This window comes from Aliidiomarina sp. (assembly GCF_047920995.1).
In the GTDB taxonomy this organism is placed as follows: domain Bacteria; phylum Pseudomonadota; class Gammaproteobacteria; order Enterobacterales; family Alteromonadaceae; genus Aliidiomarina.
The window spans coordinates 1-14,812 of the sequence record NZ_JBLRWZ010000044.1 but is presented as its reverse complement, the minus strand read 5'-3'; the positions used below and the strand labels follow the sequence as shown (position 1 = coordinate 14,812).

General features: G+C 45.9%; 11 protein-coding genes. 6 read left to right on the top strand and 5 right to left on the bottom strand.

Going from position 1 to position 14,812, the window contains the following annotated elements:
- The 4 genes from mnmA to ACNA7P_RS10255 form a co-directional block, all read left to right on the top strand.
- The coding region (gene mnmA / locus ACNA7P_RS10270; RefSeq protein ID WP_416258540.1) for a tRNA 2-thiouridine(34) synthase MnmA at positions 1-1,076 on the top strand (1,076 nt) is incomplete at its 5' end.
- The gene (hflD, locus tag ACNA7P_RS10265; protein WP_416258539.1) at positions 1,073-1,723 is read left to right on the top strand and encodes a high frequency lysogenization protein HflD; all 651 of its coding nucleotides are present in this window, start codon (positions 1,073-1,075) and stop codon (positions 1,721-1,723) included. The genes mnmA and hflD, both read left to right, overlap by 4 nt.
- A gap of 35 nt (positions 1,724-1,758) precedes the next feature.
- Complete coding sequence (purB, locus tag ACNA7P_RS10260; protein WP_416258538.1) at positions 1,759-3,153, top strand: adenylosuccinate lyase; 1,395 nt, start codon at positions 1,759-1,761, stop codon at positions 3,151-3,153.
- A gap of 83 nt (positions 3,154-3,236) precedes the next feature.
- On the top strand, positions 3,237-4,460 hold the full coding sequence (locus tag ACNA7P_RS10255; protein ID WP_416258537.1) for a cupin domain-containing protein: 1,224 nt from the start codon (positions 3,237-3,239) through the stop codon (positions 4,458-4,460).
- Positions 4,461-4,519: 59 nt separating this feature from the next.
- Here ACNA7P_RS10255 and ACNA7P_RS10250 read toward each other — a convergent pair whose 3' ends face one another.
- Entirely contained in the window at positions 4,520-4,936 is a 417-nt protein-coding gene (locus ACNA7P_RS10250; protein ID WP_416258536.1) for a DUF4826 family protein, read from the bottom strand.
- Between the two features lie 284 nt (positions 4,937-5,220).
- Here ACNA7P_RS10250 and ACNA7P_RS10245 point away from each other — a divergent pair, with 284 nt between their 5' ends.
- Entirely contained in the window at positions 5,221-6,273 is a 1,053-nt protein-coding gene (locus ACNA7P_RS10245) for a Glu/Leu/Phe/Val dehydrogenase dimerization domain-containing protein (protein ID WP_416258535.1), read from the top strand.
- Positions 6,274-6,401: 128 nt separating this feature from the next.
- Here the strand turns inward: ACNA7P_RS10245 and ACNA7P_RS10240 are convergent, their stop codons facing one another.
- Together ACNA7P_RS10240 and ppsA are read right to left on the bottom strand one after the other, a co-directional pair.
- Positions 6,402-9,494: an FAD-binding and (Fe-S)-binding domain-containing protein gene (locus tag ACNA7P_RS10240; RefSeq protein WP_416258534.1), complete on the bottom strand. Its 3,093-nt coding sequence runs from the start codon at positions 9,492-9,494 to the stop codon at positions 6,402-6,404.
- 27 nt (positions 9,495-9,521) lie between these two features.
- Entirely contained in the window at positions 9,522-11,906 is a 2,385-nt protein-coding gene (gene ppsA / locus ACNA7P_RS10235) for a phosphoenolpyruvate synthase (protein ID WP_416258533.1), read from the bottom strand.
- Positions 11,907-12,021: 115 nt separating this feature from the next.
- On the opposite strand from ppsA, the gene ACNA7P_RS10230 reads away from it, so the two are divergent.
- Positions 12,022-12,828, top strand: a complete 807-nt coding sequence (locus ACNA7P_RS10230) for a pyruvate, water dikinase regulatory protein (protein ID WP_416258532.1) — start codon at positions 12,022-12,024, stop codon at positions 12,826-12,828.
- An 18-nt stretch (positions 12,829-12,846) separates the two neighbouring features.
- Here ACNA7P_RS10230 and ACNA7P_RS10225 read toward each other — a convergent pair whose 3' ends face one another.
- Positions 12,847-13,659 (bottom strand): DUF1338 domain-containing protein, encoded by an 813-nt coding sequence (locus ACNA7P_RS10225; protein WP_416258531.1) that lies wholly within the window; start codon positions 13,657-13,659, stop codon positions 12,847-12,849.
- 179 nt (positions 13,660-13,838) lie between these two features.
- Positions 13,839-14,812 (bottom strand): 3-deoxy-7-phosphoheptulonate synthase (locus tag ACNA7P_RS10220; RefSeq protein ID WP_416258530.1); only part of this gene is annotated, 974 nt, incomplete at its 5' end.

Here is a 14,812-nt window from a genome sequence, read left to right as displayed (position 1 = left end):
GTGTTGATTCATCGGTATCGGCGTATTTACTGCAACAACAAGGCTATCAGGTTGAAGGCTTGTTTATGAAGAATTGGGAAGAAGATGACACCGATGAATATTGTGCTGCCGCAACCGATTTAGAGGATGCCCAACAAGTATGCGAAAAATTAGGTATCGAACTGCATACCGTAAATTTTGCTGCTGAATATTGGGATAACGTATTTGCTCACTTTCTTACCGAATACCGTGCTGGGCGAACTCCAAACCCAGATATCATGTGCAATAAGGAAATTAAGTTTAAAGCATTCTTGGAGTTTGCTGCAGAAGCATTAAATGCAGATTACATTGCAACTGGGCACTATTGCCAACGTTGGCTTCATGAAGGCAAATGGCAGTTATTACGTGGCCTTGATGAGAATAAAGATCAAAGTTACTTTCTTTATACTCTTAGCTATGAGCATATTGCCCAAACACTGTTCCCGGTAGGTGATATCGAAAAACCTGATGTGCGTAAAATTGCTGAGGAACAAGGGTTAGTTACCGCAGGTAAAAAAGATTCCACCGGCATTTGCTTTATTGGCGAGCGCAAGTTTAAAGATTTCCTGCAGCAATATTTACCAGCTCAGCCAGGCCCTATTATTACTACGGAAGGCAACCAAGTGGGTGAGCATGAAGGTTTGATGTACCACACCATAGGCCAACGTAAAGGGTTACACATTGGTGGTTTAGCCGATGCAAGTGATGAGCCATGGTATGTAGTAGATAAAGATGTGGCCAATAACCTGTTAGTAGTGGCGCAAGGCAAACAGCATCCACGCCTATATTCACAAGGCCTAGTTGCGGGGCAACTGCACTGGGTAAACCGTGAGCAATTACAGGCACCATTCAAAGCGGTGGTTAAAACCCGGTATCGGCAAGAGGATATCCCCTGCACTATTACACCTAGCAATGATGGTAGCCAAATTGAAGTGTTATTCGATGCGCCAGTGGCTGCGGTAACCCCAGGCCAATCAGCAGTATTTTATCAACAAGATGTATGTTTGGGCGGCGGCATTATTGAGCAGCGTATTACTGATTTTGAGGTGGCCTTATGAGTAACGTTGTCTCCCTTCACGAACGCAAATTAAATGAATGGCATCAACGTAGCTTGGCTCTTGGCGGCGTGTGTTTAGCCGCCGTATGCGCACAACAGTTGGCTCGGCGCGGCGAAATTGTGCCGAACGATCATTTTCAGGTATTAGTAAATAGCTTATTGAACTTAGATCCTAGCAGCACGCTGGATGTATATGGTGATATTGAAAACTTAAAACCCGCTCTCCGCTTACTACTCGGGCAGTTGAATGGCAAAGGTGCGAAAGATGTAGAGCAAACTCGCTACGTGGTTGGCATGCTTGCGCTTGAACGTAAACTGGCAAAAAACAATGCTGCACTTGCGAAGTTAGGCTCAACTTTAAAGCAAATAAAGCGGCAGCGTGAAGAGTTTGAATTCGAGGAAAGCGTGATTATCCAGAACCTCGGTAAACTTTACATGGATGTGATTAGCCCGTTGGGGCCGCGCATTCAAATCAGTGGTAAACCTGAACATTTAAAACAAACCACGGTGCAGTATCAAATCCGCAGCATGTTGCTAGCTGGAATTCGTAGTGCTGTGCTGTGGCGACAACTTGGCGGTAAACGCCGACACATTATTTTTTCTCGCGGTAATTTGGTACGCGCAATTGAAGATCTGTTGCGTAATTAACACCCGCTACAACCGTTAACTCATGGAGCATACACATGGCGCTTTCTTTTTCTCCGCTTACGGCAATTAGCCCAGTAGACGGCCGTTATGGTAGTAAAACTGCGGATCTTCGCCCGTTTGTAAGTGAATTCGGCCTAATTCACCAACGCGTATTAGTAGAAATACGCTGGCTGCAGAAACTCAGCACTATCAGCGAAATTACTGAAGTACCAGAGTTTTCCGCAGCAGCAAATGCCGAATTGAATAAGATTGTTGCCGAATTCTCTGAAGCCGACGCCCAACGCGTAAAAGACATTGAGCGCACCACCAACCATGATGTAAAAGCAGTTGAATACTTTTTGAAAGAAAAAGTAGCCAACAACGCCGAGTTAAACGCTGTAAGTGAGTTTATTCACTTCGCTTGCACTTCGGAAGATATCAACAACTTATCGCATGCACTGATGTTGAATGCCGCCAATGAAAACGTTGTTTGGCCCCTACTACAGCAGCTATTGCAAGAAATAAGCCAACAAGCTGAAGCCTATAAAACCATTCCAATGATGGCGCGTACTCATGGTCAGCCGGCAACACCAAGTACTATGGGCAAAGAGTTTGCCAATGTGGCGGTTCGTTTAGATCGGCAAATGTCCGCCCTGAAAAGCGTGCGGTTCTTGGGTAAAATAAATGGTGCCGTAGGTAACTACAATGCGCATCTTTCGGCCTACCCAGATGTTGATTGGCATGCGATAGCAGAACAGTTTGTAACCTCTCTCGGATTAACTTGGAACGCTTATACCACGCAAATCGAACCGCATGATTATATTGCCGAATGGTTTGATGCCTTGTGCCGTTTAAATACTATCCTTATCGATTTTGATCGTGATTTATGGGGCTACGTTGCTTTAAATCACTTCAAACAGAAAACCATTGCTGGTGAAGTAGGTTCTTCAACCATGCCGCATAAAGTAAACCCTATTGATTTCGAAAACTCAGAGGGTAACCTTGGTATCGCCAATGCAATCTTCGGCCACTTAGCGGCTAAACTGCCTGTTTCTCGCTGGCAGCGTGATTTAACCGATTCAACTGTGTTGCGTAACTTAGGTGTTGGTTTGGGCTATTCAGTAATTGCCTATCAAGCAACGTTGAAAGGCTTAACTAAGTTAGAAGTAAATGAAGCAAACTTGCGAGCTGAACTCGATCAAAACTGGGAGCTACTCGCTGAACCTGTGCAAACCGTAATGCGCCGCCATGCAATTGCAAAGCCGTATGAAAAATTGAAAGAGTTAACCCGTGGAAAGCGTATAAATCAAACAGATTTGGCCGTGTTTATTGATACACTAGAACTCCCTGAAGCGGTTAAAACTCAGCTAAAAGCGCTAACGCCAGCAACTTATATTGGCCGTGCTGTGGCCTTTGTTAGCGAACTTCCTGAGCACTTACAGAACCTGTAATTGGGTTTTATAAGTTGGTAAACAGGTGCTTACAAGGGCGGCAAGTAAACTATGCCGCCCTTCTTTATCGCAAAGAGTAGCTTATGATTCACAACCCATTTCAAGATAGCCCCAGTGATTATGTTCTCAATCATCATGCCTTTAACGCGGTAGGTTTTCTGCGCGATTATTGGCAGCAAAAACCGCTATTCATTAAGCAAGCATTTGTTGGCTTTGAAAATCCCATTAGTGCAGATGAACTAGCCGGCTTATCGCTTGAGCCTGGGGTAGATTCTCGAGTAGTACAAAAAACCGCTTCTGGTTGGGATTTACAACATGGGCCTATCGAGAACTTTTCTGCATTTGGCGATAGTGGCTGGAGTTTGTTAGTACAAGCAGTGAACGAGCATTATCCGCCAGCGCAAGAATTGTTGCGCGCGTTCCGCTTTCTTCCTGATTGGCGCGTAGATGATTTAATGGTGAGCTACTCTACCGTGGGTGGCGGTGTTGGCGCACACCTTGATCAGTATGATGTATTCATTATCCAAGGCAGTGGCTCGCGGCGTTGGCAAGTAGGTGAACCGGGCGATTATAAAACCATTTGCCCACATCCAGATCTTAAACAAATTACTGGCTTCACTCCGATTATCGATGCAGTGCTCGAGCCTGGCGATATGCTGTACATTCCGGCCGGATTTCCGCACGCAGGTGAAACCCTTGCCGAAGCACTCAACTTTTCGGTGGGTTTTCGCGCACCAAGCCAAGCAGAACTTATTTCCGCGTTAGCAGATTACGCCCTTGATCAAGATGCGCTGCAGCAACGTTTTCGTGATCGGTCAGAAATTCTGCTCAATCAAGATGGTACTGAGCTTGCCGACCGTGAACCGTGGCATCTGCCCCAACAAGCCACCCAGTATTGTCGAGAGCTTATGCAAAGTGCATTAAACGACGATGCGCTATTACACAAAGTATGCGCCGAACTGTTTTCGAAAAACCCGCGCCCACCATTACCTGATTACCCAAGCGAACCCTTTACCGCAGGCGCGGTGGTGTATAGCTGTAATCGATATGAGCTATTAGTAAAAGCCGTGGGTGTAAGGATGATAACCACGCATCATGAAGGTAATCTATACGCGGTGATTCAAGGTAGTTGGTTTCGCCTCGATGAACATGCGGAAGCGTTGTTTGGTGTGCTGTGTGATATGACAGATTATGCTGAAACTGTTGAGATTATCGAATACTTGAGCTCTTCATTCGCTTGCGAGTTACTCGCTGGCATGCTCAATGAAGGTTTATTTATGCTTACTAACGATGAAGATGCGGGCTAAGTAACAAACACGCGCAGCCAGATTACTCGGGCTGCGCGTTATCAAACCGTTATGAGAAATTAACTCCCTTGCCAAAGGTCTTTCTGCTCTACCAATTCATAGCATGCTTCGGCATGATTAATTAGCAAATTGGCAAATTTTTGTTGTGTTGCATCACTTTGCGGATCGTTCAGAATAGTGTCGGCACGCAATTGCCAGCGTAAGCAAAAATGCTTCAATGCTTCGCGAGCATCACCAGCTACTTTTGCATCAACATGATCTGTTGGGCATACACCGGTTATCGCCCATACTTTTTCAGTAGTACCGCGTTCGGTGAATTTCCATAACGCAACATGGGGCATTAAGTAACGGCTTTCTTTTACCAATACTTGATCAGTAAGAATGCCCTTCTCTACCAGATAACCGTTGGCTTTCTGAAATTGTTCCCGAACCCAAGCTGCCTGCTCCGGATTATTTTGTACTTGTTGATCACTCATGGTTATCTCACTACTGTTGAACGCTAATATTTAAGAACCGCGGATTTTGGTTCTGCTCATTATTATTATCAGGCTCCATATTAGCAGCACTAGGCAATCCTGAAAAGCGCTACAACCCCTTACTGGACAGACCACGAACAAATATTAACGCTGTAAAGACAAGTTGATAGTTTTGCCGGTTAAGCGTTATTTTTTTACTCTTAGGTTACTGGCAACAGTTTACGTAAAGTGTTAGTTTACGCACCAAATTTGTGTCTCTGACAACAACAATGAGGTTAGCGGAAATGGCGCTATTCGAACACATGGAATTTGACAGCCACGAACAAGTGGTGTTCTGTCATGACAAAGTAACTGGCCTTAAAGCAATTATTGCCGTTCACGATACTACTATGGGCCCAGCCCTTGGTGGTACGCGGATGTGGAACTATGCAAGCTCAGAAGAAGCATTAACAGACGTGTTGCGTTTATCGCGCGGCATGACGTATAAAAGCGCACTTGCTGGATTGCCATTAGGCGGCGGCAAAGCAGTAATTATAGGTGATGCTAAGAAAGACAAAAGCGAAGCCTTTTTTAAGGCCTACGGCCGCTTTGTAAATTCGCTTGGTGGTAAATATATTACTGCTGAAGACGTTAATATCCGTACAGCAGACATCGATATTGTAGGCACTGAAACCCCGTTTGTTGCCGGTACTGAAGGTAAAGCAGGCGATCCTTCGCCACATACTGCAGAAGGCACCTACTTAGGCCTCAAAGCTGCCGCTAAGCACGCATTTGGCAATGAAAACCTAAGCGGTTTACGTATCGCTATTCAGGGCCTAGGCGCTGTTGGTTATGATTTTGCAGAATACTGTGCCAAAGAAGGCGCCCAGCTAATTGTTGCAGATGTAAACGAAGAAGCGGTTGCTCGCGCAGTAAAAGAGCTATCAGCTGAAGCGGTAAGCATTGATGCCATCTACGATGTAGAATGTGATGTGTATGCACCTTGCGCACTCGGCGCAACAATTAATGATGAAACCTTAAAGCGCATTAAGGCGAAAGTAATTGCCGGTAGCGCAAATAATCAGCTCGCTACCCCAGCACACGACAAGGTATTGCGCGATATGGGTATCTTGTATGCACCAGATTATGTAATTAACGCTGGTGGTGTAATTCACGTATGCTCAGAAGCGGCAAACTTCAGCCTCGAAGAAACCGCAGCACGCGTAAAAGCAATTTACGGTACGCTCGATAAGATCTTTACCCGTGCTACTGATGAAAATCGCCCTACTGGCGAAATTGCTGATGAAATGGCGCGCGAGATTCTCGCAGCGAAGTTAGCTGAGAAATTAGCAAGCTAGTTTGCTAGGTAGATATAGCGTGCTGAGTGCATCTTCGTACACTGCTGATTTGCTAGAAAAAAAGCGCCGAAAGGCGCTTTTTTAATGGCTGCAGAATAAATGGCAGCTCGATTAGCATTGAATTAGCTCTAGCTCATGGCCCGCAGCAATGATTGCACCGGATGCAGTAGTTCGCGTTTTAGCAGCCGTTCGCTTTGACAGCGGCATGAGAAACCAGAAGCAACCACCTGATCATTACGCTCTAGGTGAGGCTGCCAGCTACTCGAGAAAATTTTAGCCGAAGTAGCTTGCTGCTCCAACTCATGGCCAAAGGTTCCGGCCATACCACAACAGCCAACAGCTGGTGTATCCACCTGAACACCAACTTTAGCAAACAAGCGCTGCCAAGCTTTTACTACTCCTGGTAATGCTGTTTGCTCAGTACAGTGCGGTAGCATTACCAATGCTTGCTCCGCTTTATCCGCGTTAGTTACGGTTACCTTAGTGCTAGCAAATACATCACTCAGGTATTCATGGCTAAGCAGTACCTTGAATTCGTTAGCTCGAGGGATTTCAGCCTTCCGATATTCATCGCGGAAACACAAAGCAGTGGCGGCATCTAAACCTACCATCGGTGCTCCCAGCATACGCGATAACTTAGCTAATTCAGCAGCGGTATAATGCGCTACTTTAGAAAATTCAGCCAAAAACCCTTTTACATGGGCGGTTTTCCCATTCGGCATGAATGGTACCAACAAAGGCTCTTTCTCTAGCTTTCTACACAACGCCATGAAATCACGCACAACTTCGGCATTAAATGCACTGGTAAACACATCTTGAATTACCAGAACATAATCGTTAGCGTTGTAGGTGCCCTGCTCTGATCTTTGCACTAACTCATTGAGTGTTAAATAGTTCTGTTTACCTATTTGCCGTGCTAACCGAGGCACGGAAAAGCGCGGCGCATCTACATAACCTAAGGTTTTCTTCAACAGCCAACGGCTAATAATATTCTGGCTCATCAAATTGGCTAGCCGCGGGGTTTTACTCAAGCGCGCTAGAGTGCGTTCACTATGGAGTAACATATAATCACGCAACGGCCGGCGATAATGCTGATGATAATCGGCGTAAAAGTTTGCTCGTTGGCTGGGAATATCTACTTTCACTGGGCATTGGCTGGTGCATGCTTTGCAAGCCAAACAAGTATCCATCGCTGCTCTTACCTGATGGCTGAAATCAGCATCATTATCAGCGGCCACTTTCGCTAGCCGTGAGTTCTGCCAAAAGCCCTGAGGTTTTTGTTCAGCTACGGGTAACGGAGCATTAGCTGCAACTGCATTATCTGTGTCACTCTCTGTAATATTGCTGGCGGCACGCAAACGCAACCATTCACGCAACAGTGTGGCGCGGCCTTTTGGTGAAAACCTGCGATCACCAGTAGCTCGATACGATGGACACATCGCAGTATTGGCATCAAAACTAAAGCAAAGCCCGTTGCCATTACAATCCATAGCACCTTGGAATTGTGCTTGCCATTGCAATGGAATTTGCCGATCAAACCAACCTCGTTTACGCGCATCCACGGAAACCAGCTGTTCGTGAGAACCAATAGGGGTACAGATTTTCCCAGGGTTAAGGCGGTTATGCGGGTCGAATACTGCTTTCAGCTTGCGCAGCTCGTTAAATAGCTGCTCACCAAAGAACTCCGGACCATATTCGGAGCGGTAGCCCTTACCATGCTCGCCCCACATTAAGCCGCCGAAGCGTGCGGTAAGTTGCATTACCCTATCGCTAACTTCACGAACGAGTGTTGCGCTTTCCGGTTGCTGCATATCAAGTGCTGGGCGAACATGTAACACACCCGCATCAACGTGCCCAAACATGCCGTAATGCAAACCATATGAATCCAGTAAGGCGCGGAATTCCATAATGAAATCCGCAAGTTTTTCTGGTGGTACGGCAGTATCTTCAACAAAAGCTACTGGTTTGGCTTTGCCTTTCGTAGCACCAAGTAACCCCACCGCTTTTTTGCGCATGGCATAAATTTTTTGAATGCTAGCTTCATCACGGCATATTTGATAGCCAATTACGCCTGATTGTTTCGGGTCTAACTCCTGTAGCTGGTTCAATAAGCGCTTCACTTTATCGCCTATCTCTTCCCTGCTTACAGCAGTGAACTCGAGAATATTGATACCCCCCATCCGATAAGGCGGCACATCGGTAAGAAGGTCTTCCACTTCATGCCAAACAATATCGTTACGGGCTAAATCAAGTACGTTACTGTCGATGGTTTCTACCGAGGTAGCACGGGCTTTTACCAACGCGGGCGCATGCCGCAGTGCATCAGAGAAATCCTGATACTTTACATTTACCAGTACTTTAAAATTAGGGCTCGGAGTGATGTTCAACTTCGCTTCAGTAACCAATGCTAAGGTACCTTCGGCGCCACAGATTAAGCGGCTCACATCAATTGTATCTTGCTCTGGATCATAGGCGTGCGCCAAATCATAGCCCGTTAAAAATCGGTTTAATGGCGGGAATTTGGCCTCTATTTCCGGGCGTAGCTCTTTACAACTCGCCAATACTTGCCGGTAAATAGCTCCTTGCGCATTATCTTGCTTTGCGATTTCAGTAGCTTGAGTAACGCTTACCGGTTCACCACGTAATTCTTCACCGCTTACTAGCACGCTGCGTAAGCCTAAAACATGATCGCTGGTTTTGCCGTAAATTAACGAACCTTGCCCGGAAGCATCGGTTGCAATCATACCGCCTATGGTGCAGCGATTACTGGTAGAGGTATCGGGGGCAAAGAAGTAGCCATGCTCAGCAAGCACAGCGTTTAGTTGGTCTTTAACGATCCCCGCTTCAACTCGAACCCAACCTTCTGCAAGGTTCAACTCCAGAACTTTGGTGAGATAGCGGCTTAAATCAATCACCACGCCAGGCGTAAGCGATTGGCCATTAGTGCCGGTGCCACCGCCCCGAGGCGAGAAACGAATACCCTTAAACTGCGTGCGAGCTGCAGTGCGAAATATGCAGCGCACGTCGTGCTGGCTCTTAGGATAGAGCACAGCTTGCGGAAGTTGTTGATAGATACTGTTATCCGTTGCAGCAACCATGCGGCCACCGTAACTGATATCAATGTCACCGATAAAACCTGCTTGCTCAAGCGCATTTACAAAGGCCTGTATTTCGCCAGGCACTTGAGGATATTCATTTAATACCGGTAACCGGTTGGCCACTACCAACAACCCCCACGTTTTTGCATGTTATTTATTTAATTCTTTATCCAAGAATAACCAAGTATCGAGCACAGAATCTGGATTCAGTGAAATGGAATCAATACCCTGCTCTACTAACCAAAACGCAAAATCGGGATGATCGGATGGGCCTTGGCCACAAATTCCTACATATTTTCCACGTTTCTTCGCGGTTTGAATCGCCATCGATAGTAATGCCTTCACTGCTTCATTGCGCTCATCAAATAAATGCGCAATAAGGCCTGAATCTCGATCTAAGCCAAGGGTAAGTTGGGTTAAATCATTCGAACCAATAGAGAAGCCATCAAAGATATCGAGAAACTTATCAGCTAGCACAGCATTTGATGGCAATTCACACATCATAATTACCCGCAAGCCATTCTCACCCTGACGCAAACCATGCTTGGCCAATAATTCAATTACCTTGCGCCCTTCTTCTAGAGTGCGCACGAATGGAATCATGATTTCTACGTTGGTAAGGCCCATATCATTACGAACCCGCTTGATAGCTTCACACTCTAGAGCAAAACACTCGGTGAAATCTGGAGCTAAGTAGCGCGCCGCACCGCGAAAGCCCAACATTGGGTTCTCTTCTTCGGGTTCATATTGGCGCCCACCAATTAAGTTCGCATATTCGTTGGTTTTAAAATCCGACATCCGCACGATAACGCGTTCTGGTGCAAATGAAGCACCAATGGTGGCAATGCCTTCTACCAAACGTTGAATGTAAAACTCACGCGGGCTTTCATAGCCGGCGATCATATCGTTTATTACGGCCTGCAGCTCTATAGTTTGCTCTTCAAAATGCAACAGCGCCTTCGGGTGCACACCAATCATACGATTAATGATAAATTCTAAACGTGCCAAACCAACGCCTGCGTGCGGCAAACGAGCAAAATCAAATGCTCGATCCGGATTACCTACGTTTTGCATAATTTTAAACGGCAGCGCAGGCATATTACCCACTTCCGATTTCGTTACTGCAAACTCTAAAATGCCGTTATAAATGTTACCGGTATCACCCTCGGCACAAGAAACAGTAACCTCTGCGCCATCAGCAATCTTTTTCGTTGCATCACCACAACCCACTACAGCAGGAATGCCCAACTCGCGCGCTATAATTGCAGCATGGCAAGTACGGCCACCACGATTGGTAACGATAGCTGAAGCACGCTTCATAATCGGTTCCCAATCAGGGTCGGTCATGTCGGCAATTAATACATCGCCGGGTTGTACTTGATCCATTTCATCAATAGATTTAAGCACCCGCGCTTTACCGCTACCAATTTTCTGCCCAATCGCACGGCCGGTAGTAATGATTTCGGAATCAGCTTTTAAAGCAAAGCGCTCAATACTATTGCCGGATTCATTGGAGCGCACGGTTTCCGGGCGCGCCTGCACAATATAAAGCTTGCCATCAACACCATCTTTGGCCCATTCGATATCCATCGGCCGGCCATAATGCTGCTCAATGATTACCGCTTGTTTAGCGAGCTCTAAAATTTCAGCATCCGTTAATGAAAACTGCTTCTGGCGTTCAGCATCGATATCTTGAATAGTTACTTGTTTACCATGGGCTGCATCATTGGAGTAAACCATTTCAATTTTTTTACTTCCCATGGTGCGGCGAATTACTGCCGGTTTACCCGCTGCCAGGGTTGGTTTATGCACAAAAAATTCATCTGGGTTTACCGCGCCTTGCACTACCATTTCACCCAAACCATAAGAAGAGGTTATAAACACCACCTGATCGAAACCAGATTCGGTATCAATGGTAAACATAACGCCAGAGGCTGCTAAATCACTGCGCACCATGCGCTGCACACCGGCTGATAACGCCACACCACGGTGATCGTAGCCTTGGTGCACCCGATAGGAAATAGCACGATCATTAAACAAGGAAGCAAACACATGCTTGATCGCTTCCATAACCGCATCAATACCTTTTACATTCAAAAAAGTTTCTTGTTGGCCAGCAAAGGAAGCATCAGGCATATCTTCAGCAGTTGCCGAGCTACGTACAGCGAAACTTGCTTCCGCATAACCACCGCTAAGTTCAACATAGGCCTCACGAATTGCGGTATCTAGCTCAGGAGTAAAGGGCGTATCAATAATCCATTGGCGAATCTTAGCGCCTGCGGCACCCAACGCTTTAATATCATCTACATTAAGGGTATCAAGAATATCGTGAATACGATCGTTTAAGCCACTTTGCTCAAGAAAAGTGTTGAACGCATGAGAAGTTGTTGCGAAGCCACCAGGAACCGTAACGCCAGCCCCCGCCAAGTTGCTAATCATCTCTCCCAGAGAGGCATTCTTGCCGCCAACCCGGTTTACGTCATCCATTCCTAGGTGTTGATACCAAAGTACGTTGTCGTTTGCAGATTCTTGCACGGTTTAATCCTTAATGTGTCGGGGGAATTATCCAGCTAAAATTGATAAAGGTATTTTACACGTTGGGGCGCTACAAGTTAACATTTGAATTACACTCATTTAAGGCAATTTCATAATGCGCACAGCTTTTTATATTTCTGACGGCACGGCTCTTACCTCTGAAACCTTTGGGCATGCGATTTTATCGCTGTTCCCAGTGAAGTTTGAGCACAAAACACTGCCATTTATTGATGATGAGGATAAAGCCCTCAGAGCCGTAGAAGAAATTAATAGCGCGTTTGCGGTAAACAATGAGAAACCACTGATTTTTCACACCTTTGTAGACCCAAAAATAAAGAGTATCATTACCAATAGTGCCGGAGTAAGCTACGATTTCTTAGACCACTACGTGGCTCCCGTACAAGCAGAGTTGGGTGTTGATGCACAGCCAAAAACGAATCGTACGCATGGCTTAAACCAAGATTACAATTTCCGTATCGATGCTATTAACTACACATTAGAGAATGATGATGGCGTTACTACGCGTAACTATCACGAAGCCGATATTATTTTAGTAGGAGCCTCGCGCACGGGTAAAACCCCTACTTGTATCTATTTGGCGCTACAATACGGAATTAAAGCAGCAAATTATCCACTTACCGAAGAAGATATGGGCCGAATCGAGCTACCTTACGATTTAAAAATGCACAGGCATAAACTGTTCGGCCTTACCATTGATCCAGAGCGCCTGCAGAGTATTCGTGAAGCACGGCGCGCCAATAGCCGCTATTCTTCGATGGAGCAGTGTGCATTAGAGATTAATGAAATTGAAAATATCTTTCGCCAAGAAGCCATTCCATATCTAAACTCTACACACGCATCTGTTGAAGAAATTGCGGCGAAAATCATGACCACAGCGAAGCTAAAGCGCCACCGTTACTAGCAACAAGCCCAGGCGAAATTATTGCTTGGCATTCGTGCTTTCAAAGATCTTATCCGCCGAAGCAGCTACGAAGCCGGTGTATAACTCACCTTCGGTAATTTCGTAGCGCTTCGCAAACTCATAGAAACAGCTTGGAATGATTGCTACACGGTCACTAAAGTTCACCTTGATTTGATCCGCCATAGTTGAGGATTGCTCAAGAAACACAGCTGGCGAGCCTTTAATTTCGCCACCTGAGCTGTTCAAGGTGAAGCCCACCTCTTTTAAGCGTTCGTTCACGCTTTCCAGTGAGCTAAAGCCAGGAAGTTCATTCACACTCACGGTAAAATGGTTGGCACAGAATCCGAATGCGCTCATCCAAGCGGCATATTCGCTCTCTTCTAGCAGCAACTGGTATTGCTCGTAGGTAACATGCCAGTGGGTGCCAGAATATAAGAATTCAGGCTCAAGCACTTTGTTCGTATCAATGCTATTAACCATTGCATGAACAATTTCTTGCAATTCAGATGAAAACTCTTCTACCAACAATTCGCTAATAAAAATCTTCGGTAGTTTTGGATCTGCGTGTTCAAAATGCTTAGCACGAAGCTTTTTTTCGGCAAAGTGATAATCGCCGTTAGCGAAATAGCCCATTTTCACAAAGTGCTTTGCTAATACATCGAGGTTCACTGGCGCGATGTTAAAGGTACGAAATGCAACATGATCATTTACGATGGTTTGCCCTTCTGCTAACACGTTATGTACTTTAGCTGCTGAAGGGGTTCGCTTAATATAATCCGCCCATAGCGCATCAAAAAACTGATAAGCGGCGGTAGTATTGGTTTGCTTCATTGCACATCTCCTCTCTAACAGGTACCAAGCAATAGCGTTCAGAACAGGCCAGAACGAACAAAAGTGATGTTATTAAGGCGCGCATTATACGCGAATTGGTAGGAAAGTTAATGGCCAATTTGTGCGCACTGAACAGCAGTTCGGTCCAGCGCGCACAAACCAGTATATTACCGCGGAATTTAAGTAGTACGCGCTTTACTTAATGATTCTGAAACTAAGAAGGCCAGTTCCAAAACCTGATCAGCATTTAAACGTGGATCGCATTGAGTAAGATAGCGTTCGGCTAAATCATCTTGCGAGATCTTGTAGGCACCGCCAGTGCATTCAGTAACGTTTTCACCCGTCATTTCTAAGTGAATACCACCCGCATAACTACCTTCCGCTTTATGCACCGCAAAGAACTGGCGGATCTCGCGAATAATGGCGTCAAAATCGCGGGTTTTGTAGCCACTACTGGCCTTAACCGTATTGCCATGCATTGGATCGCTAGACCACACCACATTGCGCCCTTCTTGCTGCACTCGGCGAATTAATCGTGGCAGGTTATCGGCCAGTTTATCGGCCCCCATACGGGTAATAAAGGTTAACCGCCCTGCTTCATTGTTCGGATTCAAGGTATCCAATAGTGCCATCAGCTCATCTTCCGTTGCCGTTGGCCCAATTTTTACTCCCACTGGATTATTAATGCCACGGAAAAACTCCATGTGCGCATGATCTAGTTGCCGCGTACGCTCACCCATCCACACCATATGTGCAGAACAGTTATACGGCATACCGGTAAGGCTATCTGTGCGGGTTAACGCTTCCTCATACGGCAGCAACAAAGCCTCGTGAGAGGTAAATAGTTCAGTTTCATGAATTGTTGGATGCGTTTCCGCAGTAATTCCCAACACTTCCATGAATCGTAATGCCTCTTCAATCCGCTCTGCAATTGCTTGATACTTTTCTTTCATTGGATTTGCATTAATGAAACCCATATTCCACTTATGCACTTTATGCAGATCTGCGAAACCACCCTGAGCAAAGGCCCTTAGCAAATTCAAGCTGGCAGCAGAGTGATGATAAGCAGTAAGCATGCGTTGCGGATCTGGCTGGCGAGCGCTATCTGTAAACTCAGCACCGTTAATAATATCGCCCCAGTAGCTCGGCAACG